This window comes from Saccharothrix tamanrassetensis, assembly GCF_014203665.1.
GTDB classification, from domain to species: Bacteria; Actinomycetota; Actinomycetes; order Mycobacteriales; family Pseudonocardiaceae; genus Actinosynnema; species Actinosynnema tamanrassetense.
The window spans coordinates 1032852-1056644 of sequence record NZ_JACHJN010000001.1 but is presented as its reverse complement, the minus strand read 5'-3'; the positions used below and the strand labels follow the sequence as shown (position 1 = coordinate 1056644).

The window sequence follows — 23793 nt, the reverse complement described above, 5'->3', positions numbered from 1 at the left end:
GATGGGCTACCTGGAGTTGCACGGGCTGCGCAAGTCGTTCGGCGGGCAGCCCGCGCTGGCCGGCCTGGACCTGGAGCTGGCGCGGGGCGAGCTGGTGAGCCTGCTCGGCCCCAGCGGCTGCGGCAAGACCACGGCGCTGCGCATCGTCGCCGGCTTCGAGACCGCCGATTCCGGGACGGTCCGGGTCGACGGGCGCGACATCACCGGTGTGCCGGCGAACCGCCGTGACATGGGCATGGTGTTCCAGGCCTACAGCCTGTTCCCCAACATGACCGCCGCGCAGAACATCGCGTTCGGGCTACGGCTGCGCAAGGCCCCGGACCGGGCGAAGCGGACCGGCGAGCTGCTGGAGCTGGTCGGGTTGGAGCACCTGGCGAAGCGGTACCCGCACCAGCTGTCCGGCGGGCAGCAGCAGCGCGTCGCGCTGGCCCGGGCGCTGGCGATCCAGCCGCGGGTGTTGCTGTTGGACGAACCGCTGTCGGCGTTGGACGCCAAGGTGCGGGTGTCGCTGCGGGACGAGATCCGGCGCATCCAGACCGGGTTGGGCATGACGACGTTGTTCGTCACGCACGACCAGGAGGAGGCGCTGGCGGTCTCCGACCGCGTCGGTGTCATGTCCCAGGGGAGGCTGGAGCAGCTGGACACGCCGGCGGTGGTGTACCGGCAGCCCGCGTCGGCGTTCGTGGCGCAGTTCGTCGGGGTGACCAACGCGGTGTTCGGCACGGCCGAGGCCGGTGGCGTGCGGCTGGGCACGTTCCGGCTGGCCACCGACGCGGCCGAGGGGCTGGCGGCGGGCACCGACGTGAAGGTCATCGTGCGGCCCGAGGACATCGGCATCGCCCAGCACAGCGGCCAGGACAACGGCGCGCTGGTCGGCAGCGTGCTGACGCAGAGCTTCCTGGGGTCGGTCACCCGGCTCTCGGTCCGGCTGGACGGCGGGGAGCAGGTGGTGCGGGTGGACCAGCCGTCCAGCCGGGCCGGGGACTTCCCGCCGGGGACGACCGTGGCGCTCGACCTGGCACCCACGAGGCTGATGGTCGTGGAGGCGTGAGCGCCTCCGGCGCGGGTCGGCTCGCGTACGGGTGACCTGCGGGTGCGCGTTCCGGTCCGGCTGGGCATGATCGCCGCATGACGAGGGCGTGGTACCGGCCGATGACGGCACGGCGGTCGGACGAGGAGCACCGGGTCGCGACGCCGTTGGAGCTGCTGTTCGACCTGAGCTTCGTGGTCGCGGTGGCGTCGGCTGCGGCGAACCTGCACCACGCGTTGGCGGAGGACCACCTGGGCGCCGGTGTCGCGGGCTACCTGTCGGTGTTCTTCGCGATCTGGTGGGCGTGGCTGAACTTCACCTGGTTCGCCTCGGCCTACGACACCGACGACGTGCCCTACCGGCTGACCACGCTGGTGCAGATCGCGGGCGTGCTGGTGGTGGCGGCGGGCGTGCCGAGGGCGTTCGACAGGTCCGACTTCACGGTGATCACCATCGGGTACGTGATCATGCGGCTGGCCATGGTCGCGCAGTGGCTGCGAGCGGCGGGTACCGACCCCGAGCGGCGGGCGTGCGCGCATCGGTACGCCCTCGGCATCACGGTCGTGCAGGCCGGCTGGGTGGCACGGCTGTGGTTGCCGGACAGTGCGTTCTGGGTCGGGTTCCTGGTGATGGTGGCGGCGGAGCTGGCCGTGCCGGTGTGGGCCGAGCGGGCCGGGCGGACGACCTGGCACCCGCACCACGTCGCGGAGCGGTACGGGCTGTTCACGCTCATCGTGCTGGGCGAGTCGATCCTGGCCGCGACCGGGGCGGTGTCCTCGGCGCTGGACGCGGGGCACTCGGCGGCGGCGTTGATCTCGTTGGCCGTCGCCGGTCTGGTGATCGTGTTCACGATGTGGTGGCTCTACTTCGACCACCCGGCACAGGAGCTGCTGACCACGCTGCGGTTCGCGCTGACGTGGGGCTACGGGCACTTCCTGGTGTTCGCGTCGGTCGCGGCCGTCGGCGCGGGGCTGGAGGTGGCGGTCGACTACGACCTGCACACGGCGCACCTGTCGAGGCTCGCGGCGGGGATGGCGACCACCGTGCCGGTCGCGGTGTTCCTGGTCGTGGTCTGGTACCTCCAGGTGTACCCGCGCCGGCGAGGACTGACCACCTGGGCGTTCCCGGTGGCGGCGCTGCTGACGTTGCTGGCGTCGTTCTCACCCGCACCGATCCACGTGGCCGCGCTGGTGCTCGCGGCGCTGGTGGCGTCGGTGGTCGTGACCGCGCGCCGGCCGATCGCTCCGTAAGGGGTTCTCACGGTCCGCGAAGTGGACGGTCGGAAGTCGCGGAGGTCGGGCCGTTCGTCACTGCCGCATCCTCGGGTCGTGAGTGGGGTCGGCGTACATGGCCGGGCAACCGTGATCGACGGCTTCGGGACGCAGTTCGTAGTGCCAGGGTTCGTTCCGGTAGATCTGGCACAGTCCGTACTTGGCGCCGTGTTGCGACAGCCACGCCTTGGCGTCGGAGCGCCCGATGTCGACGGCGTTCCCCGCCACGTGAGCGGACGTGTTCGCGGTGGCGACCCAGCGCGCGGCTTCCTCTGCCGAGCCGTGCTCGGAGATGGCCTTGTGGAGAAGCCGATCCTGGTACTCCGGGGAGCGCCAGCCGCTGTTGACGTAGAACTCGATGCCGTCGTCGGCGGCCTCCGTCGCCGCTGCGCGCAGGGCGCGGAGCAGATCGGGGTCGAGGTTGGCTACGCCGGGATGCTCGTCGTCGAACACGGTCACGCCCTCGGGGAGGGCACCGTGATCCGCGTCGAGCGCACCCTCGTGGTTGCCGTGGGGAGTGTCGACGGGTGCTGCCGACGAGGAGGACGAGGACGCCGGCGACTGGCGGATGAAGAAGCCGACAAATGCCGCGCTGACGATTACCAGGGCGGCGATGACGGACGATCGCGTGCAATGGGCTGCTGTTCGTGCCGGCTCGCGGTGAGGCATACCTCCAGTCAAGGCGGCGCGGTGTTGCCGGCACGTATGTGGTTTCCGATATGCCGACGATATGCGCCGGCACGTAGCATCGAGAGCATGCGTGTGCTGATCGTCGAGGACGAGCCCTATATGGCAGAGGCTATCCGCGATGGGCTGCGCCTGGAGGCGATCGCGGCCGACATCGCCGGCGACGGTGACACCGCTCTGGAGATGTTGAGCGTCAACTCCTACGACATCGCCGTCGTCGATCGCGATATTCCCGGTCCGTCCGGTGACGAGATCGCGGAAAGCATCGTCGCTTCCGGCAGCGGTATGCCGATCCTGATGCTCACCGCCGCGGACCGGCTCGACGACAAGGCCTCCGGGTTCGAGCTCGGCGCCGACGACTACCTCACCAAGCCGTTCGAACTCCGGGAACTCGTGCTCCGGCTCAGAGCGCTCAACCGCAGGCGTGCGCACAGCAGGCCGCCCGTGCGGGAGATCGCGGGCCTGCGGCTGGACCCGTTCCGCCGCGAGGTCTACCGGGACGGCCGGTACGTCGCGCTGACCAGGAAGCAGTTCGCCGTGCTGGAGGTCCTCGTCGCCGCCGAAGGCGGTGTGATCAGCGCCGAAGAACTGCTGGAACGGGCGTGGGACGAGAACGCCGACCCGTTCACCAACGCCGTGCGCATCACTGTCTCGGCATTGCGCAAACGACTCGGCGAACCCTGGATCATCGCCACCGTCGCCGGTGTCGGCTACCGCATCGACACAGCCCCCGGAATCGTGCGCGAGGGACGGGACCGTGGATAGGAACCCTGGTTTGAGCGTTCGCCTCAAACTGACCCTCAGCTATGCGGGGTTCCTCATGCTCGCCGGCGCCTTGCTGCTCGCGGTCGTGTGGTTGTTCCTGCTGCGTTACGTGCCCGAGGTCATCCCCCTCCCGCCACCGGAGGGCTCGCGTTCGAACCCGGGGATGTACGTGCCCGACCGCTCGGAGCTGGAGCGCGCCTTCACCCCGAAGGCAGAAGCAGTGCTGGCGTTCCTGCTGGTGTTCGGTCTCGTGGGAGGGTGGATCCTCGCCGGCAGCATGCTCGCGCCCCTGACCCGCATCACGAATGCCACCCGGCTGGCCGCGAACGGGTCGCTCTCGCACCGGATCCAGTTGGAGGGCCGCGAAGACGAGTTCCGCGAACTCGCCGACGCCTTCGACACCATGCTCGCGCGGCTCGAAGCGCACGACGCCGAACAGCAGAGGTTCGCCGCCAACGCGGCCCACGAACTGCGCACCCCGCTGGCGATCACCCAGACGCTGCTCGACGTCGCCCGCCACGATCCGAACCGCGACACCGACGACCTCGTCGAGCGCCTCCACTTCATCAACACCCGGGCGATCGACCTCACCGAAGCGCTGCTCGTGCTCAGCCGTGCCAACCAGCGGTCCTTCAGCCGGGAGAACGTCGACCTGTCCCTCGCGGTGGAGGACGCCACTGAAACGCTCCTCCCGCTCGCGGAAAAACGCGGCGTCACCATCGAGACCTCCGGCGACATCAGCCACACCCTCGGCTCACACGCGCTCTTGTTGCAGATGGCCACGAACCTCGTGCACAACGCGATCGTCCACAACCTGCCCGAACAGGGCACCGTGTGGGTCACGACCGGTGTTCACGCCAGAACTGTGGTGCTCACTGTCGAGAACACCGGCAAGAAGCTCTCCCCACAGTTGGTTTCCACCCTCGACGAGCCGTTCCAACGCGGCACCGAACGCATCCGCACCGACCACGCAGGTGTCGGCCTCGGCCTGGCAATCGTCAAGAGCATCACCCAGGCACACGACGGAACCCTGACGCTCACCCCTCGGGCCGATGGGGGGCTCCGCGTCACGGTTCAACTACCCGCCGCGCCACCGCACACCGGCCGATGATCGGGATCCGGTCGTCGGCCGGTGTGCGCACCGGCAGGAGTCATGCACTCCTCGGGGCGGTCGCCGGCGTGGTCCCCCGGGTCTTCATGAGGCGGACCTGCGTCGCTCGGCGACCGCGGTGAGCACGTGCCGGGCCAGGACGACGTCCGCGTCAGGGGCGCCGGCCGCCGACGCGCGGGCCGACATCGCCGCGATCCGCTCGGGATCGGTGAGCAGCGGGATCAGGGTGGCCTCGATCCAGGCCTGGTCGAGATCGGCGTCGTCGACCAGCAGTGCCCCGCCGGCCGCGACGACCGGCTCGGCGTTCAGCCGCTGTTCACCGCCGCGCAGCGGCAGCGGGACGTACGCGGCAGGCAAGCCGACGGCGGCCAGTTCGGCGCACGTCATCGCCCCGGAGCGGCAGATCACGAAGTCGGCCGCGGCGTAGGCGTACTGCATCTCCTCCACGTAGGGGACGACGAGGTAGGGCGGGTCGGAGGGGTCGCCGTCCGGCACTTCCACCACGTTCTGCGGCCCGGTGATGTGCAGCACCTGCACGCCGTTCGCCCGCAACGCCGACGCCGCAGCGGACACTGCGGCGTTGATCGTCCGAGCGCCCTGCGAACCACCGGTGACCATCAGCACCGGGCCGTCGGGTCGCAGGCCGAACCGCTGCCGGGCGGCGTCGCGCAGCGCCGGCCGGTCGAGCCCGGTGATCGCCGGCCGCAACGGGATGCCGATGGCGGTGGCGTGAGCCAGCCGGACGCCCGGCGCGGCGGTGAACACGTGGGTCGTCATCCGGGCCGCCAGCCGGTTCGCCACTCCGGGCCGGGCGTTCGCCTCGTGGACGACGATCGGCAGATCCCGCTTGCGGGCGGCGAGGTAGGCCGGCAGGGCCACGTAGCCGCCGAAGCCGACCACGACCTCGGCCCGCACGCGGTCGAGCACCATCCCGGCCGCCAGCACCGAGTCGCGCAGCCGGCCCGGCGTCTGCAGCAGGACCCGGTCGAGCTTGCGCGGCAGCGGCACCGGCGGGATCAGTTCGAGCGGGTAGCCGCGGGCCGGGATGAGCGTGGTGTCCAGGCCGCGGACGGTGCCGAGGGCGGTGATCTCGGCCGTGGGCTCCAGCCGGCGCAGCGCGTCGGCGAAGTTCATCGTCGGCTCGATGTGCCCGGCCGAATGGCCGCCGGCGACGACGACGCGCGGTGCCGTCACGCCTGCCCCCGTGGTGGTCGTCGCGATCGGGACAGGGCGGGCGCCGTGGGCGGCACCGGCGGTGTCACGATCGCCGGCTGCGGCCCCACGACGCCTGCCGGCCGAGCGCCGACCGGCTCGGGGCCGGTCCGCCGGCCGAACCCCGTCGGGGCGCGCCCTGCCACGGACCACCGCCGGTCCACCGCGTCGCCGCGATCCCCGACGCCGAGGTCGGCGCGCCTTGCGGCGATGGCTGCGTCCACCATCAGAACTCTCAACGTTTCGACAACTCTCTTCGGCCCGGCTCGACTACTCGATGGGAAAATCGAAATAGGTGTCCGGGTGGGGTTCGTCGTTCAAGGTGTAGTGCCACCACTCGCAGGCGTACGAGCTGAAACCGCAGTCCTCCATGATGGCGCGGAGGCATTGCCGGTTCCGCGCTTCGACTTGACTGATCCCGGTCGCCCCGTGATGCGAGACCGGGTCCATCAGGTCGTGGTCACCGCCCATGGCGGCGAGTTCGTCGGTGGACAGGTGGTAGAGCGTCAGGTCGACGGTGCTGCCGCGACTGTGGCCCGACTTGGCGGCCACGTACCCTTTCTCGAACATCTCGGCCCGGTCGATGTTCGGGTAGTGCCGGAGCTTGGTCCGGCCGTCCTCCGGCTGGGTCGACCAGCGCAGGAAGCAGTCCACCGCGCGTTGCGGGCGGTAGCCGTCCCAGAGCAGTAGGCCGAGGCCGTGGGATTCGGCTTTTTCGCGCGCTTCCGCCAGGGCCGCGCACAGCGCCCTGGTGCCGACGATCCGATTCGCCAGGTAGCCGTCCACCGGTTTGCCGGTGAAGTTGTCCCAGGTGGCGTACTTGGCGTCCCAGCGTATCCCCGGCACGAGCTCGTCCACGAAGGCGAAGTCGTCATTCATCGGCTTTTCCCGGTCAACGTCCACGAAACCAACCGGTCGATCACTTCGGCCGGCGGCAACCCGGCGGCCGTCATCATTCGCGGATAGCGGCTGTACGAGGTCATGCCGGGCAGCGTGTTCACCTCGTTGAGCACTACGCTCCCGTCTTCCGTGAGGAACATGTCCACCCGCGCGAGCCCCCGGCACCCCAGGGCGCGGTAGATGGCCTTCGCGGTCTCCTGGACGAGCGCGCGGGTCTGTTCCGGGATGTCCGCGGGTACGATCACCGTCGAATTTTCAGAACCGCTCTCCGGCGCGCTCTCCTGGTGGATTTTGAAGAAGCCGTGGGACAGTGAAATCTGATCGACCTCGCCCGCGATCAGGTCCGGATCGTTGCCCAGGATGGCGCAGCCGACCTCGCTGCCGATGACAGCCTGCTCGATCACCACCTTCGAGTCGTACTGCCTCGCGGTTTCCACCGCACGCGGCAGTTCCTCTTCCCGGGTCACCTTGCTCACGCCGAAGGACGACCCGGAACGCGCCGGCTTCACGAAGACCGGGTAGGTGAGCCGGCCGGTGTCGACGGCCTCGTCCGCGGTGACCGTCCGGAATTCCGGCGTAGCGATCCCCGCACTCCGGGCGACGAGGTAGGCGAGGGTCTTGTCCATGCACAGGGCGGAACTCTGGACGTCGCAGCCCGCGTAGGGGATGCCGGACAGCTCCAACAGACCTTGTACCGCACCGTCCTCGCCGAGTCTGCCGTGCAGGACGGGCAACACCATGTCCAGGCTGATCGTTTCGTATCGCCCCTGCTCCAGCACGAGCAGGCCGCGTACGCCGCTGTCCGGGGACAGCACGGCCGGGCGGCAGCGACCGTTCTCCCAGCCTGCGTCGGGGCCGTCGCAGAGCTGCCAGGCGCCGCTCTTCGTGATCCCGACGTAGAACGGTTCGTACTTCTCGGTGTCGAGGTGCTTGGCGACCTCCTGCGCGGATTTGACGGAGACGGGGTGCTCCTCGGAGCGACCGCCGAACAGGACGGCGATCTTCAGCCTAGTCACGCTGGTTCCCGCTTTCGTATTTCAGGCAGTTCACGATGGAGTTCTCAACGGTGTCGCTCAGCGCGTGGTCCGTGTAGTAGGCCGTGTGCGGACTGATGATCACGTTCGGCAGCTCCTGCAGCCGCAGCAGCGTTTTGCTTTCGATGGGTTTGTTTCGGCAGTCGGTGTAGAACACGCCGTCCTCTCCTTCGAGGACGTCCAGCGCCGCGCCGCCCAACCTGCCGCCTTCCAGCGCCGCGAGAAGGGCCTCGGTATCGAGGAGCGGGCCACGTCCGGTATTGATGACGAACGCGCCGTCCTTCATCTGAGCGATACGCCGACGGTTCAAGAGGTGGTGTGTACCTGCGTTGAGCGGTGTATGGAGGGTGACGATGTCGCTCTGTCGCAACAATGGTTCGAGGGGAACGTAGTCGGCTGCGGCCCGGGGTAGGCTGTCATAGGCCAGGATTCGGCAACCGAAACCCCGCAGCCGGTCCACTACCACGGTGCCGATGCGTCCCGTTCCGATCACTCCGACGGTCAGGTCGCGCAATTCCTTGCCACGTACGTCGTTCAACCTGTAATCGTGGACGTCGGCACGGCGGATGATGGACTTCGCATGTCGCACCGCCATCAGCATCAGCATCAGCGTGTAGTCGGCCACGCTGTCGGGGGAGTAGGCGACGTTCTCCACGGAGATGCCGATGCTCGCCGCGTACTGCACGTCGATGTGGTTGTAGCCGATGCTCCTCGTGGAGATGTACTCCACCCCGGCTCGGCTGAGCGCGAGAAGTGTGGAGTCGGTGATCCGAGTCTTGTGATCCACACTGATGCACCGGTTTCCGGATGACAGCCCGATATTGGCCTTTGACACCGCCGCCGCGGTGATGGTGGGCACCACACCGAAGCGAGGGGCCATCTCTCGGAACAGGACGGCCTCGTCCCGCCCGCACCCGTAGATCGTGATGCCCGTTCTCGGGGCGGCCGAGGTGGACGGCGATGCCGGCGATCGGGTGTGAGGGGCCGCTGTCCGTGGTGGTTGGCGGTCGGTCATGCCTTCCAGTCAACGCAGCGCGGTGTTGCCGGCACGTATGCGGTTTTCGATATGCCGACGATATGCTACCGACCAGTAACACGCGAGAACGTGCGTGCGCGCCGACTCCGCGACCCGTTCACGGTTCTCGTAGTCGACGATCAATGTCCGGCGGGACGAACGAGCAGCACGTTGGCGTGGCGGGATCAGCCTGGCCGGTTGCTCATCCCGTGCAGGGTCTGGTCCAGCAGCGCTCGCAGCACGGCCTCGCTCTGCTCGGCATCGCCGGGCCGCACGGTGCGTGCCGCAGCCTCCACCGAGCCGTGGATCAGCAGCGCCCGCAGGCCGGGCTGCGGCACCCGGGCTTCGACCAGCACACCTGCCAGCGGGGCGAGCAGCTTCTCGTGCTCGTCGCGGATCTGCTGCCGGCTGGACTCGGGCAGCGCGTGCGCGGACAGCGCGACCACCGCACCGTGGCTGCCGTCCACGATGATCTCCAGCACGGTCCGCAGGTAGGCCTCGACCTTGGCCGGGATCCCGGACACCGCGTGCACCGCCTCGGCCAGTCGCCGCGCCTGTTCGGGCAGTTCGTCGGTGACGATGGCGGCGACCAGCTCCTCCCGCGACCGGAAGTACTCGTACAGCGAGGGGCGGGACAGGCCGACGCGGCGGGCAAGGGCGGCCAGCGTCAGCGCTTCCGGACCTTCCTCGGCCACGATCGCGCGCCCCGCGTCGAGCAGGTCGCGCAGCCGGTTCGCGCGGTGCTGCGCGACGGTGTCGGCGCTGATCTTCGGCACCGTCGAATCCTAGTCCTTGTGTTCCCGACGCGCCGTTGGAATAGTTACCTACGTAGCGTCGGGAACCCGGAGGTGCCGCATGTTCGTCGCGACCAACCGCCTGTTCGTGCCCGCGGAACGCGCCGAGGAGTTCGAAGCGCACTTCCGCGACAACATGCGCACCTACCTGCCGGGTGTGCCCGGTCTGCGTCGCAGCACCCTGCTCCGCCCCACCCGGCCCGAGCAGCCGTACGTCTCGGTCAACGAGTTCGACACCGAGGCCGACTTCAAGGCGTGGGTCGCCTCCGACTCGTTCCGGGAGGCGCACAAGCGCAACGCGGGCGTCGCCCGGCACGTCACCGGCAACGCCGTGGAGACCTTCCAGCCGTCGGAGGACTTGGTCCTCGGCGCGCCTACGGGATGACGATCGCCTTCATCCGCGCGATCTCGTCGGATTGCGACGCCACCACGTCGTTCGCCATTTCCTCCACCCGCACGTCCGTGCCCGTCGACAGCAGGTCGACGGCCATCTTCACGGCGCCCTCGTGGTGGGCGATCATCAGTTGCAGGAACAGCCGGTCGAAATCGGCCCCGCGAGCGGCTTTCAGCGCCGCCAGCTGCTCGGGGGTGGCCATGCCCGGCATGGAGTCGTGGTCCACGTGCGGCAGCGTGCCGTCGTGGCCGTGCGCCGGGGCCTTTTCCGCGAACTGGCGCTGCCACTGCTCCATGGCGTCGATCTCCGGTCCCTGCGTGTCGTAGATCCGCGACGCGAGGCCCTTCACCGTTTCGTTCGACGCCCGATCGGGTGCGAGTGAGGACATCTCCAACGCCTGCCGGTGGTGCACGATCATGCTCGCCACGTACTTCAGGTCGGCTTCGCCGGGTGCCACCCACCGGTCCGTGCCGACGTCGCCCGGGTCCATGGTCTCGGCCTGCTCACCAGGCCCCTTGGGCACGATGACCGGCGGCGCGCCCTCCGACTGCGAGGTGCACGCGGCCAGGAAGGCGACCACCGCCGCGACGAACAAGATCCGCATCCGACCGACCCCCTAGGTTCGGGGCCAACGTACCCGGCCGTCCCACCGGGCGGAAAGCGAAACCTTACCGACGAATGGGCCTGGTGGTTAGCGTTGCGAACGGGCAATACTGCGGTTCCTGCTACAGGTTCGGAAGGGGAGACCTGAGGTGAAAGCACGCGATTCGGCCCGCCGGCGCAGATCCGCCGCGGCCTTGGGGGCGTTCGCACTCGCGCTCTCTACTCTCACGTGGGGTCCGCAGGCGGGTGCGGAGCCCACTGTCGACGCCGACCTCGCCGGGCTGTCGGAGGCCCAACTGGCGGCTCAGGAACAGCCGGGCACGGGCATTCCGGGCGTCGACGAGATCCGCAACAGCCGCAACGTCAAGCACCTGGCCAACCTGCCGAAGCCGGCCCCGTTCACCGAGACCTCCACGTGGACCGACCTGGCGTTCCAGGACGGCTACGCGTTCGACGGCAACTACGACGGGTTCGTCATCTACGACATCCGCAACCCGCACAAGCCGAAGATCGTGAGCACGGTGCTCTGCCCCGGCTCGCAGAACGACATCTCCGTGCGGGGGAACCTGCTGTTCCTCTCCACCGACTCCTCGCGCAGCGACAACTCGTGCGCCAGCACCCCGCTGCCGGCCACGAACAAGAGCGCGTGGGAAGGCGTCAAGATCTTCGACATCAGCGACAAGCGCAACCCGCGCTACGTCGCCGCCGTCGAGACCAAGTGCGGTTCCCACACCCACACGCTGGTGCCCGACAAGAAGGGCCGCGACGTCTACCTGTACGTCTCCTCGTACAGCCCGAACGCGACGTTCCCCGACTGCCAGCCCCCGCACGACCTGATCTCCATCGTGAAGGTGCCGCTGAAGAACCCGGCGGCGGCGTCGCTGCTGACCGAGGCCGTGCTGTTCCCGGACGGCGGCAACGTCGGCCGGCCCGGCTCCGTGCCGACCGGCTACGTGACGGCGACCTCCGGCTGCCACGACATCACCGTGTACCCGTCCAAGGACCTCGCCGCGGGCGCGTGCATGGGTGACGGCGTGCTGTGGGACATCTCCAACCGGGAGAAGCCCCGCGAGATCAGCCGGGTGCAGGACGACGTGAACTTCGCGTTCTGGCACTCCGCCACGTTCAACAACGCGGGCACCAAGGTCGTCTTCACCGACGAGCTCGGCGGCGGCGGCGCGGCGACCTGCAACGAGACCATCGGCAAGAACCGCGGCGCGGACGGCATCTACGACATCACCGGTCGTGGCGACGGCCGCGAGCTGGAGTTCCGCTCCTACTACAAGATCTCCCGGACCCAGACCGACACCGAGAACTGCGTGGCGCACAACGGTTCGCTGATCCCCGTCCAGGGGCGCGACATCATGGTGCAGGCGTGGTACCAGGGCGGCATCTCGATCTGGGACTTCACCGACTCCCGCAACCCCAAGGAGATCGGCTGGTTCGAGCGCGGCCCGCTGCCGGACGGCAAGGGCGGCGGCGCGTGGTCGACGTACTACTACAACGGCTACATCTACTCGTCGGACATGGCGAAGGGCCTCGACGTCCTGGACATCCGGGATCCGCGCGTGCTCACCGCGAAGTTCATCCGGGTGGATGAGCTGAACGTGCAGACCCAGGGCCACTACCGGGAGCTGTTCCCCAGGTAGTCCCTCGGCAGCACACTCCCGAAGGGGGCCTGTCCGGTGACCGGACAGGCCCCCTTTCGCGGGCCCACCACCGGGGTCCGGCGATCGCCTCGCCACCCGACGAGAGCCTGAACGGGTGGGACCGCCGTCGCCACGTGGCCGGTCGGGGTGCTCCGGACACCGGTCGGCGCGGGCCGGGTCAACCGATCGGTTGACCCGTGGTCTGGCCCGGTGAGCGATCCGGTGGCGTGGCGGGGTCGCGAAGCTGGGGGCATGGCAATCATCGAGGTGGTCGACCTCGTCAAGACCTACGACCGGAAGGTCGCGGTGGACGGGGTGTCGTTCTCCGTCGACGAGGGGGAGATCTTCGGGATCCTCGGGCCCAACGGCGCCGGCAAGACCACGACCGTCGAGTGCATCGAGGGGCTGCGCGCGGCGGACTCCGGGTCGATCCGGGTGGACGGGCTCGACCCCCGGCGGGACCGGGCGGAGTTGCGCACCCGGCTGGGTGTGCAGTTGCAGCAGAGCGAGCTCCCCGAGCGGATCCGGGTCGGGGAGGCGTTGGAGCTCTACGCCTCGTTCTACCGGGACGCCGCGGACTGGCGGGAACTGCTGGAGCGGCTGGGGCTCGCCGACGAGGTCGGGACCGAGTACCGGAAGCTGTCCGGCGGGCAGAAGCAGCGGGTGTCCATCGCGTTGGCGTTGGTGGGCAAGCCGAAGGTCGCCGTGCTGGACGAGCTGACGACCGGGCTCGACCCGCAGGCCCGTCGGGACACCTGGACGCTGGTCGAGCAGGTGCGCGACTCCGGCGTCACCGTGGTCCTGGTCACGCACTTCATGGAAGAGGCAGAACGGCTCTGCGACCGGCTCGCCGTGATCGACGCGGGCAGGCTGGTCGCGGTGGACAGCCCGGCCGGGCTGGTGGCCCGGGTGGACGGCGAGCAGACCGTGCGGTTCCGGCCCACCTCGCCGTTGGACACGGCGTTGCTGGCGGGGCTGCCCGAGGTCGACGCGGTCGAGCGGCACGGGCCGCAGGTCGTCGTGACGGGCCGGGGGAACCTGCTGCACGCGGTCACGTCTTTGTTGGCCCGCAACCAGATCGTCGCCGCCGACCTGCGCATCGAGCAGGCCGGGCTGGACGACGCCTTCATCCGCCTCACCGGCAGAGCGCTTTCGGAGTGAGCACCTTGAACAAGATCGTCATGACCGAGTGGAAGCTGTTCCTGCGCGAGCCGAGCATGGTCGTGTTCGCGATCTTCTTCCCGACCGTGCTGCTGCTGGTGCTGGGTGCGATCCCGGCGCTCCGCACGCCGGACCCGGCGTTCGGCGGCCTCCGGTTCATCGACGCGTACGTGTCGACGCTGGTCGTCATCGCGCTGGCGTTCCTCGGGCTGAACAAGTTGCCCGCGACCGTCGCGACCTACCGCGAGAAGGGCGTGCTGCGGCGGTTGTCCACCACACCGGTCCACCCCGGGCGGTTGTTGGTGGCGCAGGTCGTGGTGAACCTCATCGCGGGGGTGCTGTCGATCGGGCTGCTGATGGTGGTGTGCACGCTGGTCTTCGGCATCGACCTGCCGCACAACCCGTTCGGGTTCTTCGCCGCGTGCCTGCTCGGCATGCTGTCGCTGTCCGCGCTGGGTCTCCTGGTCGCGGCCTGGGCGCCGACCGCCCGGTCCGCCGGCGGCTGGGCCACGGTGGTGTTCATGCTGGTCATGTTCTTCGGCGGCGCCTACCTGCCGCGCTTCCTGATGCCGGACCTCTTGGTCCGCATCGGCGAGCACCTGCCGCCCGGCGTGGGCGCGTTGCAGGACGCCTGGCTGGGCACCGCGCCGAGCCCGGTGCACCTGGCCGTCCTGGCGGTGACCTCGGTGGTGGCGGGTACCGTCGCGGCCAGGTCGTTCCGCTGGGAGTAGGTGCGCGAGGTGGCTGACAGGCTGGACGTGTGGGAACGGCGGCTCGACTCCGCGGGGCACATCGTCCCGTACTTCGCCCTCGTGCTGCCGATGGTGATGTACGTGCTGGTCACGCCAGACGGCCCGGCGGAGCGCGCGGTCACCCTGGGGATCGCCACCGCGGCCGGGCTGTGGATGCTGTGGTGGCACACGCTGCACCCGCGGTGGCGGTCCCGCAGCGGCCTGATGACCGTGTTCTTCGCGGGCGTCCTGGTCTTCTACGGCGTGCTGGGGCTCAGCGACCCGATCTTCGGGTTCTTCTCCTTCGCCGGGTACGTGTACGCGATAGAGGTGCTGCCGGGTCGGTGGAAGCTCGCCGGTGTCGTGGTGAACGCGGTGCTCGCCGCCACATCGCTGCACGGCGGCCTGCCACCGGCCGAACCCGTGGCGATCGCCGTGTACCTGGTGATCGTCGTGTTCATCACGACGATAGCGATCACCTTCACGTTCCTCGGGCACATCACCGCCGAGCAGTCCCGGCGGCGCAAGGAGATGGTGGCGCAGCTGGCGTCCATGATGGAGGAGAACGCCGGGCTGCACGCCCAACTGCTGATCCAGGCCCGTGAGGCGGGCGTGCAGGACGAGCGGCAGCGGCTGGCGGGGGAGATCCACGACACCCTCGCCCAGGGGTTCACCGGCATCATCACCCAGCTCCAGGCCGTGGACGAGCCGTCCCGGCACATCGACACCGCGCTGCGGCTGGCGCGGGAGAACCTGGCCGAAGCCCGGCGGTCCGTGCACGCGCTGCGCCCGCCCGCGCTGGACGACGCCAACCTGCCGGACGCGCTGGCAGAAGTGGCGGCGGGCTGGAACGACCACACCGGCGTCCCGGCCACCGTGTCCACCACGGGCCCGGCCCGGCCGTTGCACCCGGAGGTGGAGGTGGCCCTGCTGCGCACCGCTCAAGAAGCTCTGTCCAATGTGGCCAAACACGCGTCCGCGTCGCGGGTGGGGCTTACCTTGTCCTACATGGAGGACGTGGTGACGCTGGACGTGCGCGACGACGGCGCGGGCTTCGACACGTGCCGGGAGACGAACGGCTACGGCCTGGTCGGGATGCGGCAGCGGGTGTCCCGGCTGGCCGGCTCGCTGGCGGTCGAATCGGAGCCCGGCGGCGGCACGGCGGTGTCGGCGTCGGTGCCCGCGATCCCGGCGGAGGTGGCCCGGTGATCAGGGTGGTGATCGTGGACGACCACCCGGTGGTGCGGGACGGGCTGCGGGGGATGCTCGCGGCGGCCGGCGACGTGGACGTGGTGGGCGAGGCGGCGGACGGCGCGGAAGCCGAGGCCGTGGTGCGGGCGAAGAGCCCGGACGTGGTGCTGATGGACCTGCGGATGCCGGGGGTGGACGGGGTGACCGCGATCGAACGGCTGCGCGACTTCCCGGCGCGGGTGCTGGTGCTCACCACGTACGACACGGACAGCGACGTGCTGCCCGCGATCAAGGCCGGTGCGACCGGCTACCTGCTCAAGGACACGCCGCGCGACGAGTTGTTCCGCGCGGTGCGTTCGGCGGCACGGGGTGAAGCGGTGCTGTCGCCTTCGGTGGCCACCAGGCTGGTCGGACAGGTGCGGACGCCGGCGGCGGAGCCGTTGAGCGAACGGGAGATCGAGGTGCTCGGCCTGATCGCGCGCGGCTGCACGAACCGCGAGGCGGCGGCCCGGCTGTTCATCAGCGAGGCGACGGTGAAGACGCACCTCGTGCACGTGTACGCGAAGCTCGGCGTGAAGGACCGCGCCGCGGCCGTGGCGGTGGCTTACGAACGGGGCCTGCTGGGCGCCTAGCCGCCCGCCGGACCGCCACTGACGCACAGCTCGATCATCACGTGCGACGCGGAGCCCTGCGCCTGCCCCGTTCGTGGGTCGTCAAGCCTCGGCAGCGGCGCCTCGTGGCCGTTCGGGGGTCGGTAGTCGATTCGGGGCGTCAGTAGTCGACGCGGTCGGCCCGGGCCAGCCACGCCTCGAACGGGGCGTCGTCCTCGCCGGTGGAGACCTGGTGCACCGGCAGGCTCCACTGCTCGCGGGGCTTGCCGAACAGCTCGTAGAACTCGCGGTCGTCGAACCCGGCTCGGGCGGCGTCGTGCCGGTCGGCGGCGTAGACGACGCGGTCCACCCGCGCCCACAGGGCGGCGGACAGGCACAGCGGGCACGGTTCGCAGGACGACACCAGCACGCAGCCGTTCAGCCTGAAGTCGCCGACCGCCTGGCACGCCGCCCGGATCGCCACCACCTCGGCGTGCGCGGTCGGGTCCAGCGTGGGTGTGACCTGGTTGGTCCCGGTGGCGATCACCAGGCCGTCCCGGACGACCACCGCCCCGAACGGCCCGCCGCCCTCGGCGACGTTGCGGGTGGCCAACCCGATCGACTCGCGCAGCCAGGCGTGGTCCGGGGAGACGGAGGTGGTCATCGGGGGCTCCTGTGTCCGATCGGCCCCGACTTGGTCGCGGCGGCGGTTCCGGGCCTCGGCGAGGCCGCGTCTTCGTGCGGCGGTACCGCCGGCACCACGCCGGAGGCGGCTCGACCCACCACGGCTCAGGTCCCCGTGATGTGCTCGGGGCGCACCGGGACGCGGGGCAGCGCGAGACCGGTGGCGGCGCGGATGGCGGCGACGATGGCCGGGGTGGACGAGATGGTGGGCGGTTCGCCGACGCCGCGCACGCCGTAGGGCGCGTTCGGGTCGGCCAGTTCCAGCACGTCGATGCGCATCGGCGGCATGTCCAGCACGGTCGGGATCAGGTAGTCGGTGAACGACGGGTTGCGGACCTTGCCGTCGGCGGTCTGGATCTCCTCCATCACCGCGAGGCCGAGGCCCTGCGCCGTGCCGCCCTGGATCTGCCCCTGCACCGCCTGCGGGTTGAGCGCCTTGCCGACGTCCTGCGCGCAGTCCAACTCCACCACCTTCACCAGGCCCAGCTCCACGTCCACGTCCACCACCGCGCGGTGCGCGGCGAAACCGTACTGGACGTGCGCGTTGCCCTGCCCGGTCACCGGGTCGAGCGGTTCGGTGGCCCGGTGCCGCCACTCCACGGTCTCGTCGATGACCTCACCGCCCAGCAGCTCGACGAGGTCGGTGGTGTTCCGCCCGGCCGCCAGCCTGGCGAGCTTCTCCTTCACGGCGGCGCAGGCGGCCTTCATCGCGCCACCGGTCACGTACGTCTGCCGGGACGCCGAGGTGGAGCCGCCGTTGCCGATGCTGGTGTCCATGGGCAGGATCGTGACCCGCTGCACGCCCAGTTCGGTGCGCACGATCTGCTGCATGATCGTCACCAGGCCCTGGCCGACCTCGCACGCGGCGGTGTGCGCCAGCGCGGCCGGTTCGCCGTTGATGACCTGGAGCCGCACCCGCGCGGTGGAGTAGTCGTCGTAGCCCTCGGAGAAGCAGACGTTCTTGATTCCCACGGCATAGCCGACACCTCGCACCACGCCTTCGCCGTGCGTCGTGTTCGAGACGCCGCCGGGCATGTCCCGCAGGTCGACGGTCGTGGAGACCGGCGGCAAGGGCTTGTCCTTGACCAGCTTCAGCAGTTGTGCGACCGGTGCGGCCGAGTCGACCACCTGACCGGTCGGCATCACCGAGCCCTCGGACATCGCGTTCACGATGCGCACGTCCACCGGGTCCATGGCCAGCGCCTCGGCCAGCTTGTCCATCTGGGACTCGTAGGCGAAGGCCGCCTGCACCGCACCGAAGCCGCGCATGGCGCCACACGGTGGGTTGTTGGTGTACACGCCCCAGCAGTCCACCGTCACGTTGTCGACCTCGTACGGGCCGACGCCGAGCGTCGCCGCGTTCGCCACGACCGCCGAGGTGCTGGACGCGTACGCGCCGCCGTCCAGGTAGATCTTCGCCTTGACGTACACCAGCTTCCCGGTGCGGTCCGCGCCGTGCTCGTAGTGCAGCACCGCCGGGTGCCGGTGCACGTGCCCGTAGAACGACTCCTCGCGGTTGTAGACCATCTTGGTGGGCTTGCCGGTGTGCAGCGCCAGCAGGCACGCGTGCACCTGCATCGACAGGTCCTCGCGCCCGCCGAACGCCCCGCCCACGCCCGAGAGCGTCAGCCGCACCTTGTCCAGCGGCAACCCCAGCGCCGACGCCACCTGCGCCTGGTCCACGTGCAGCCACTGGGTCGCGATGTAGAGGTCGATGCCGCCGTCCTCGGCGGGCACCGCCAGTCCCGACTCCGGGCCCAGGAACGCCTGGTCCTGCATCCCGACCTCGTACCGGCCGGTGACCACCACCTCGGCGGACGCGTTCTGGTCGCCACGCCGCACGGGCACGTGCCGGACCAGGTTCCCGCCGGGGTGCAGCGGGGTGTCCTCGGTCGCGGTCTCCATGTCCACGACCGGCGTCAGCACCTCGTACTCGACCTCGATCCGCTTCATGGCACGCAGCGCGGTCTCCGGGTGGTCGGCGCCGACCAGCGCGACGGGTTCCCCTTGGTAGCGCACGACGTCCACGGCGAGCACCGGCTGGTCCTTGTGCTCCAGGCCGTACAGGTTGCGCCCCGGCACGTCCTGGTGGGTCAGCACCGCGTACACACCGGGCACCTTCAACGCCTCGGTCAGGTCGACGGAGACGATGCGCGCGTACGGGTGCGGGCTGCGCAGGGTCGCGCCCCAGATCATGTCCTCGTGCCACAGGTCCGAGGCGTAGGCGAACTCGCCGCGCACCTTGAGGTGGCCGTCCGGCCGCTGCGGGCTGGAGCCGATGCCACCGGACACCGAGGAGGTCAGTTCGGCGGGGGTCAGGCTCATCGGGTCTCCTTCAGCCGGGTGCTCGCGGCACGCAGGTCACGGGCCAGCTCGGACTCCGACGCGGTCCGCAGCTCGCCGTCGTCGACCACCGTCCGGCCACCGACCAGCAGCAGTTTCAGCTTCGGCGGCGGACCGAGCACGAGCGCGGCCACCGGGTCGTCGATGCCCGCGTGGTCCAGGCCGTCCAGCCGCCACACGGCCAGGTCGGCCAGCTTGCCGGGCTCGACGGAGCCGATCTCCGCTTCCCGGCCCAGGCACCGGGCGCCTCCCCTGGTGCCCAGCCACAACGCCTGTCGGGCGTCCAGCGCGTCGGGGCCGCCGCGTTGGCGTGCCTGGAGCAACGCCTGGTGCAGCTCTTCCACCATGCCGCACGACTCGTTGGACGCCGCGCCGTCCACGCCCAATCCGACCGGCGCGCCCGCGTCCAGCAGGTCGCGCACCGGCGCGATACCCGTGCCGAGGCGACCGTTCGAGGTGGGGCAGTGCGCGGAACCGGTGCCGGTCGCGCCGAGCCGCTTCACCGCGTCCTGGGACAGGTGCACGGTGTGCGCGAGCCACACGTCCTCACCCAGCCAGCCGGTGCGTTCCGCGTACTGCGTCGGTGTGCAGCCGAACTCGGCCTGGCACCGGTCCTCCTCGTCCGGAGTCTCGGCGAGGTGGGTGTGCAGCCGGACCCCCTTGGCGCGGGCCAGTTCCGCCGCGCCGGTCATCAGCCCGGGACTGACCGAGAACGGCGAGCACGGCCCGACCGCCACCCTGACCAGCGCCTCGAACGACGGGTCGTGGTAGTCGTCGATCGCCTTCTCCGTCGCCGCCAGAGCGGAATCGGTGTCTTCGACCAGGTTGTCCGGCGGCAGACCGCCGTCGGACCGACCGCGGTCCATCGAGCCGCGGATCGCGTGCAGGCGCAGGCCGATCCGCCGGCCCGCGCCCACCAGCGCGTCGAACTGGTCGCCGCCGGTCCGCGGGAACACGTAGTGGTGGTCGGCGGCGGTGGTGCAGCCGGTGGTCGCGAGCCGGGCCAGGCCAGCCGACGCCGCCGCGTGCGTGACCTCCGCGTCCAGCCCGCGCCACACCGGGTACAGCGTGGTCAGCCACTCGAACAGGGTCGCGTCCTGGGCGATGCCCCGCGTCGCCCACTGGTAGAGGTGGTGGTGGGTGTTGACCAGGCCGGGGGTGACCAGGCAGCCGCTGCCGTCGACCCACGTGTGCGGCCCGTTCGGCTTGGCGGCCTGGCCGGGGCCCACGGCCGTGATCCGGCCGTTCTCGAAGACCACGTGGCCGGAGGCGAACTCGGTGCCCGAGTCGTCCATCGTGGACACGGCGACACCGTCGAGGACGGTGGGGGTCATGACCGCGCCCGGCGCGCGGCGAGCCGCACGGCGTCCATGATCTTCTCGTAGCCGGTGCAGCGGCACAGGTTCCCGGCGAGCGCTTCGCGGATCTCCGGGTCGCCGGGGTCGGGCACCCGGCGGATCAGGTCGTGCGCCGCGACCACCAGTCCGGGCGTGCAGAACCCGCACTGCACCGCCCCCGCCTCGACGAACGCCTCCTGCACCGGGTCGAGCCGGTCGCCCTGCGCGAGGCCTTCCACCGTCCGCACCTCGCGGCCCTGCGCCTGGCCGGCCGCGACCAGGCAGGAGCACACCGGCACGTCGTCGAGGTAGACCGTGCACGAGCCGCACTCGCCCTGCTCGCAGGCGTTCTTGGAGCCGGGCAGGCCCAGCCGCTCGCGCAGCAGGAACAGCAGGCTCTCACCCTCCCAGACCTCGTCCGCCTGGCGCTGCTCCCCGTTGACCGTCACGTTCACGCGCATGGCTCAGGCGACCTTCCCGGTGTAGTCCTGCCACGCCCAGCCCAGCGTGCGGCAGGCCAGCACGGACAGGGCGTGCTTGCGGTACGCGGCCGAGCCGCGCACGTCGTCGATGGGGCTCGCGGCCTTCGCGACGAGTTCGCCGAACCTCCGCTTCACCGCGTCCTTCAACGGTTTCGGCGACTCCCACTGGTTCGTGGCGACCAGCTCGCCGGTCAGGAACTCCTCGGCATCGGTCGCCCGGCGGGGCGTCGGGGCCGCACTGCCCACGGCCGCGCCGACCCGCCTCTCCCCGGGGTGCAGCGCGACGGCGAACGAGCACACCGCGATCACCATCGCGTTGCGCGTGCCGACCTTCGAGAACTGCTGCGGCGCGCGGGTCTCCGGCACGTGCACGGCGGCGATGAGCTCGTCCGGCCGCAACGCGTTGCGCTTGACGCCGAGGTAGAACTCGGTGGCGGGGATCAGCCGGGTGCCGCGGGTCGACGCCACCTCCACCGCGGCGTCGCCGGCCAGCAGCACGGGGTGCGTGTCGCCGGCGGGGGAGGCCGCGCCGAGGTTGCCGCCGACCGTGCCCCGGTTGCGGATCTGCGGCGAGCCGACTGTGCGGGACGCCATCGCCAGACCGGGCAGCCGGTCACCGAGCTCCTCGATGACCCGCACGTACGGCACCCCCGCGCCGATGCGCACCACCCCGTCCGCGACCGACCACTCGCGCAGCTCCGCGATCCGGGTCAGGTCCAGCAGCGCGGCGGGCCTGCGGTGGTCGAAGTTCAGCTCCACCATCACGTCCGTGCCGCCGGCGATGGGCACCGCCTCGGGCTGCCCGGCCTTGAGCGCGAGCGCCTCGGCGAAGGTGTCGGGTCGCAGGAAGTCCATCAGCTGCCTCGGTAGGTCGAATACGCGAACGGGGACAACAGCAGGGGCACGTGGTGGTGCTCGCCCGGCTCGGTGACCCGGAAGGTGAGCACCACCTCCGGGAAGAACGGCGCCACCGCCCCGGTGTCGAACACCAGCCGGTAGACCCCGGCGGTGTCGGACGGCCAGCCGGTGATCCGGCCGTCGTCCCCGGTGTGCCCCTCGGCGACCGGCTCGCCGTCGCGCTCCAGCCGCACCGCCATCCCGGCGGCGGGCCGGCCGCGCTGCGCGTCGAGCACGTGCGTGCTGATCGTCACTGGCATCCCCCTCGGTGTGTGATCCAGTACACAGAACGGGTAGGCCGCCCGGCTACGGTGGCGGCGCATGAATCACAGGCTCCTACAGCGAGCGGATTTGTGCTTTCCTACAAACCCGATCGGACGAAGCTGAACTGTCCGGACATCGGGGAGGAGGCGTGTGTTGCTGGTACGCACGTTGCTGCGGATGCCGGAACTGCGGCTGCGCTCCGTCGTCGGCGACGAGTGCCTCGACCGACCCGTGACCAGGCTCTACGGCACCGAGCTGCCGAACCCGGCGCGGTACCTCTCGGGTGGCGAGCTGGTGCTGTCCGGCCTGCTCTGGCACCGTTCGGCGGCCGACTGCGAGACGTTCGTCGGCGCGCTGGCACAGGGCGGTGTGGCCGCGTTGGCCGCCGCCCGCGCACCGGACGCACGCGAGTTGCCGGAAGCGCTGGTCGACGCGTGCCGCCGGCACGCCATCCCGCTGCTGGAGGTCCCGGAAGACCTCTCCTTCGCGGTCATCACCGAGCGGGTGGTGCAGGAGCTGGCCGCCGAACGGGTCGGCGACGCGGGCGCCCGGTTGGGCCGGTACCGGCGCCTGCTGACCGTGGTCGCGGACGGCGGCGGGCTGGACGAGCTGGTCACCGCCGGGGAGGCGGAGCTGGCCGCCGCGTGCTGGGTGCTGTCGACCACCGGGCACGTCGTGGCCGGCCCCGAACTGCCCGACGCGGCGTTCTTCGCGCGCGAGTTCCTGCGGGCCGACCGCCTGCCGCGGGTGGTCCGGGGGACGACCCTGCTGCCGGTGTCCGAACGCGGCGGGTCACGCCTGGCGACCTGGGTCCTGGCGGTCGCGGGCGACCTGGCGCACGACGAGGTGGCGGCCGAGCTGGCCAGCCTCGTCGGCGTGGAGCGGTCCCGGGTGGTGCAGGGGCGGCGGATCGGGAACCGCGCGGCGGGGCCGCTGCTGCGGGAGGTGCTGGCCGGCTCGGGCGACCTGGCGGCCCGGATCGCCGCCGTCGGCTGGCACTCCGACGTGCCGCTGCGGGTGCTGGTGGCGTCGGCGTCGGACGGCCGCGTCGAGCCGGTGGCGGCGCTGCTGGAGGAAGTCCTGGCCCCGATCGCGCCGCACGCCCTGGTCGGCGCGGTGGGTGCGGAGGTGTACGCGGTCGCCCCGTCCGGTGCCGGGTGGGCGGAGGCCGTGCGGACCGCGTTGCGGACCGTCGAGCCCGGTCTGGGGGCCACCCGGGTGCTGGTCGGCATCTCGTCGCCCGTGGTGGCCGCCGGGCTGCGCGGGGCGGCCGAGGAGGCGTCGCACGCGCGCCGGCTGGGGGAGCGGCGGGCCGGCCGGACGTGCGTGGTGGCGGGCGAGGAGATCGCGTTGCACCAGTTGCTGCTGGCCGGGGTGCCGGAGGAGCTGCGCGGGTCGTTGCGGCGGCGGGTGCTGGGGCCGGTGCTGGACTACGACGCCGAGCACGGGTCGGACCTGGTCGGCACGCTGCGGGTGTTCCTGGACTGCTCGGGCTCGTGGACCACCGCGGCCGCCCGCCTGCACGTCCACGTGAACACGCTGCGGTACCGGGTCGGGCGGGTGGAGGAGCTGCTGGGCGCGGACCTGTCCGACTTCGCTTCGCGGGTGGACCTGTACCTGGCCTTGCAGGCGGGTTGATACTGGTCGC

24 protein-coding genes are annotated in these 23793 nt (G+C 70.7%); 11 read left to right on the top strand and 13 right to left on the bottom strand.

The window, feature by feature from the left end:
* Position 1 precedes the first annotated feature (1 nt).
* Both FHS29_RS04280 and FHS29_RS04275 read left to right on the top strand, forming a co-directional pair.
* Positions 2 to 1051, top strand: a complete 1050-nt coding sequence (locus FHS29_RS04280; RefSeq protein ID WP_184688363.1) for an ABC transporter ATP-binding protein — start codon at positions 2 to 4, stop codon at positions 1049 to 1051.
* 77 nt (positions 1052 to 1128) lie between these two features.
* Entirely contained in the window at positions 1129 to 2280 is a 1152-nt protein-coding gene (locus tag FHS29_RS04275; protein WP_184688361.1) for a low temperature requirement protein A, read from the top strand.
* Positions 2281 to 2337: 57 nt separating this feature from the next.
* On the opposite strand, the gene FHS29_RS04270 is transcribed toward FHS29_RS04275, so the two are convergent.
* Positions 2338 to 2970, bottom strand: a complete 633-nt coding sequence (locus tag FHS29_RS04270; protein ID WP_184688359.1) for a M15 family metallopeptidase — start codon at positions 2968 to 2970, stop codon at positions 2338 to 2340.
* Between the two features lie 87 nt (positions 2971 to 3057).
* On the opposite strand from FHS29_RS04270, the gene FHS29_RS04265 reads away from it, so the two are divergent.
* On the top strand, positions 3058 to 3753 hold the full coding sequence (locus FHS29_RS04265) for a response regulator transcription factor (protein WP_184688357.1): 696 nt from the start codon (positions 3058 to 3060) through the stop codon (positions 3751 to 3753).
* The gene (locus FHS29_RS04260; RefSeq protein ID WP_184688646.1) at positions 3746 to 4864 is read left to right on the top strand and encodes a sensor histidine kinase; all 1119 of its coding nucleotides are present in this window, start codon (positions 3746 to 3748) and stop codon (positions 4862 to 4864) included. The genes FHS29_RS04265 and FHS29_RS04260 overlap by 8 nt, the downstream gene beginning before the upstream one ends.
* A gap of 84 nt (positions 4865 to 4948) precedes the next feature.
* Here the strand turns inward: FHS29_RS04260 and FHS29_RS04255 are convergent, their stop codons facing one another.
* The 5 genes from FHS29_RS04255 to FHS29_RS04235 form a co-directional block, all read right to left on the bottom strand.
* Complete coding sequence (locus tag FHS29_RS04255) at positions 4949 to 6058, bottom strand: UDP-N-acetylglucosamine--N-acetylmuramyl-(pentapeptide) pyrophosphoryl-undecaprenol N-acetylglucosamine transferase (protein WP_184688355.1); 1110 nt, start codon at positions 6056 to 6058, stop codon at positions 4949 to 4951.
* Between the two features lie 288 nt (positions 6059 to 6346).
* On the bottom strand, positions 6347 to 6955 hold the full coding sequence (gene vanX / locus FHS29_RS04250) for a D-Ala-D-Ala dipeptidase VanX (protein ID WP_184688354.1): 609 nt from the start codon (positions 6953 to 6955) through the stop codon (positions 6347 to 6349).
* Positions 6952 to 7992, bottom strand: coding sequence for a D-alanine--(R)-lactate ligase (vanA, locus tag FHS29_RS04245; protein WP_184688352.1), 1041 nt, complete (start codon positions 7990 to 7992; stop codon positions 6952 to 6954). Before vanA ends, vanX begins: the two co-directional genes overlap by 4 nt.
* Positions 7985 to 8938 carry a D-lactate dehydrogenase VanH gene (gene vanH, locus FHS29_RS04240; RefSeq protein WP_312864752.1) on the bottom strand — a complete coding sequence of 318 codons (954 nt, stop codon included), beginning with the start codon at positions 8936 to 8938 and terminating at the stop codon, positions 7985 to 7987. The genes vanA and vanH overlap by 8 nt, the downstream gene beginning before the upstream one ends.
* Before the next feature lie 272 nt (positions 8939 to 9210).
* A complete protein-coding gene (locus FHS29_RS04235; RefSeq protein WP_184688348.1) occupies positions 9211 to 9801 on the bottom strand; it encodes a TetR/AcrR family transcriptional regulator in 591 nt (196 codons plus the stop codon).
* 79 nt (positions 9802 to 9880) lie between these two features.
* On the opposite strand from FHS29_RS04235, the gene FHS29_RS04230 reads away from it, so the two are divergent.
* Positions 9881 to 10204: an antibiotic biosynthesis monooxygenase family protein gene (locus tag FHS29_RS04230; protein ID WP_184688346.1), complete on the top strand. Its 324-nt coding sequence runs from the start codon at positions 9881 to 9883 to the stop codon at positions 10202 to 10204.
* Here FHS29_RS04230 and FHS29_RS04225 read toward each other — a convergent pair.
* A complete protein-coding gene (locus FHS29_RS04225) occupies positions 10194 to 10817 on the bottom strand; it encodes a DUF305 domain-containing protein (RefSeq protein ID WP_184688344.1) in 624 nt (207 codons plus the stop codon). The genes FHS29_RS04230 and FHS29_RS04225 overlap by 11 nt on opposite strands.
* 148 nt (positions 10818 to 10965) lie before the next feature.
* Here FHS29_RS04225 and FHS29_RS04220 point away from each other — a divergent pair, with 148 nt between their 5' ends.
* From FHS29_RS04220 to FHS29_RS04200, 5 genes are all read left to right on the top strand, one after another.
* Positions 10966 to 12465 (top strand): LVIVD repeat-containing protein, encoded by a 1500-nt coding sequence (locus FHS29_RS04220; RefSeq protein WP_184688342.1) that lies wholly within the window; start codon positions 10966 to 10968, stop codon positions 12463 to 12465.
* Between the two features lie 252 nt (positions 12466 to 12717).
* On the top strand, positions 12718 to 13626 hold the full coding sequence (locus tag FHS29_RS04215) for an ABC transporter ATP-binding protein (RefSeq protein WP_184688340.1): 909 nt from the start codon (positions 12718 to 12720) through the stop codon (positions 13624 to 13626).
* Positions 13623 to 14357, top strand: a complete 735-nt coding sequence (locus tag FHS29_RS04210) for an ABC transporter permease (RefSeq protein ID WP_184688338.1) — start codon at positions 13623 to 13625, stop codon at positions 14355 to 14357. The genes FHS29_RS04215 and FHS29_RS04210 overlap by 4 nt, the downstream gene beginning before the upstream one ends.
* A 9-nt stretch (positions 14358 to 14366) precedes the next feature.
* Positions 14367 to 15566 (top strand): sensor histidine kinase, encoded by a 1200-nt coding sequence (locus tag FHS29_RS37590; protein WP_312864740.1) that lies wholly within the window; start codon positions 14367 to 14369, stop codon positions 15564 to 15566.
* A complete protein-coding gene (locus tag FHS29_RS04200) occupies positions 15563 to 16180 on the top strand; it encodes a response regulator (protein WP_312864739.1) in 618 nt (205 codons plus the stop codon). Before FHS29_RS37590 ends, FHS29_RS04200 begins: the two co-directional genes overlap by 4 nt.
* 139 nt (positions 16181 to 16319) lie before the next feature.
* Here FHS29_RS04200 and FHS29_RS04195 read toward each other — a convergent pair whose 3' ends face one another.
* The 6 genes from FHS29_RS04195 to uraH form a co-directional block, all read right to left on the bottom strand.
* Positions 16320 to 16802 (bottom strand): nucleoside deaminase, encoded by a 483-nt coding sequence (locus tag FHS29_RS04195; protein WP_184688336.1) that lies wholly within the window; start codon positions 16800 to 16802, stop codon positions 16320 to 16322.
* Between the two features lie 125 nt (positions 16803 to 16927).
* A complete protein-coding gene (locus FHS29_RS04190; protein WP_184688333.1) occupies positions 16928 to 19147 on the bottom strand; it encodes a molybdopterin cofactor-binding domain-containing protein in 2220 nt (739 codons plus the stop codon).
* Positions 19144 to 20499, bottom strand: coding sequence for an 8-oxoguanine deaminase (locus FHS29_RS04185; RefSeq protein WP_184688331.1), 1356 nt, complete (start codon positions 20497 to 20499; stop codon positions 19144 to 19146). The genes FHS29_RS04190 and FHS29_RS04185 overlap by 4 nt, the downstream gene beginning before the upstream one ends.
* The gene (locus FHS29_RS04180; protein WP_184688329.1) at positions 20496 to 20963 is read right to left on the bottom strand and encodes a (2Fe-2S)-binding protein; all 468 of its coding nucleotides are present in this window, start codon (positions 20961 to 20963) and stop codon (positions 20496 to 20498) included. The genes FHS29_RS04185 and FHS29_RS04180 overlap by 4 nt, the downstream gene beginning before the upstream one ends.
* A 3-nt stretch (positions 20964 to 20966) precedes the next feature.
* Positions 20967 to 21839, bottom strand: coding sequence for an FAD binding domain-containing protein (locus FHS29_RS04175; RefSeq protein WP_184688327.1), 873 nt, complete (start codon positions 21837 to 21839; stop codon positions 20967 to 20969).
* On the bottom strand, positions 21839 to 22141 hold the full coding sequence (uraH, locus tag FHS29_RS04170) for a hydroxyisourate hydrolase (RefSeq protein ID WP_184688325.1): 303 nt from the start codon (positions 22139 to 22141) through the stop codon (positions 21839 to 21841). Before uraH ends, FHS29_RS04175 begins: the two co-directional genes overlap by 1 nt.
* Before the next feature lie 154 nt (positions 22142 to 22295).
* On the opposite strand from uraH, the gene FHS29_RS04165 reads away from it, so the two are divergent.
* Positions 22296 to 23783, top strand: a complete 1488-nt coding sequence (locus FHS29_RS04165; protein WP_184688323.1) for a PucR family transcriptional regulator — start codon at positions 22296 to 22298, stop codon at positions 23781 to 23783.
* Positions 23784 to 23793 lie beyond the last annotated feature (10 nt).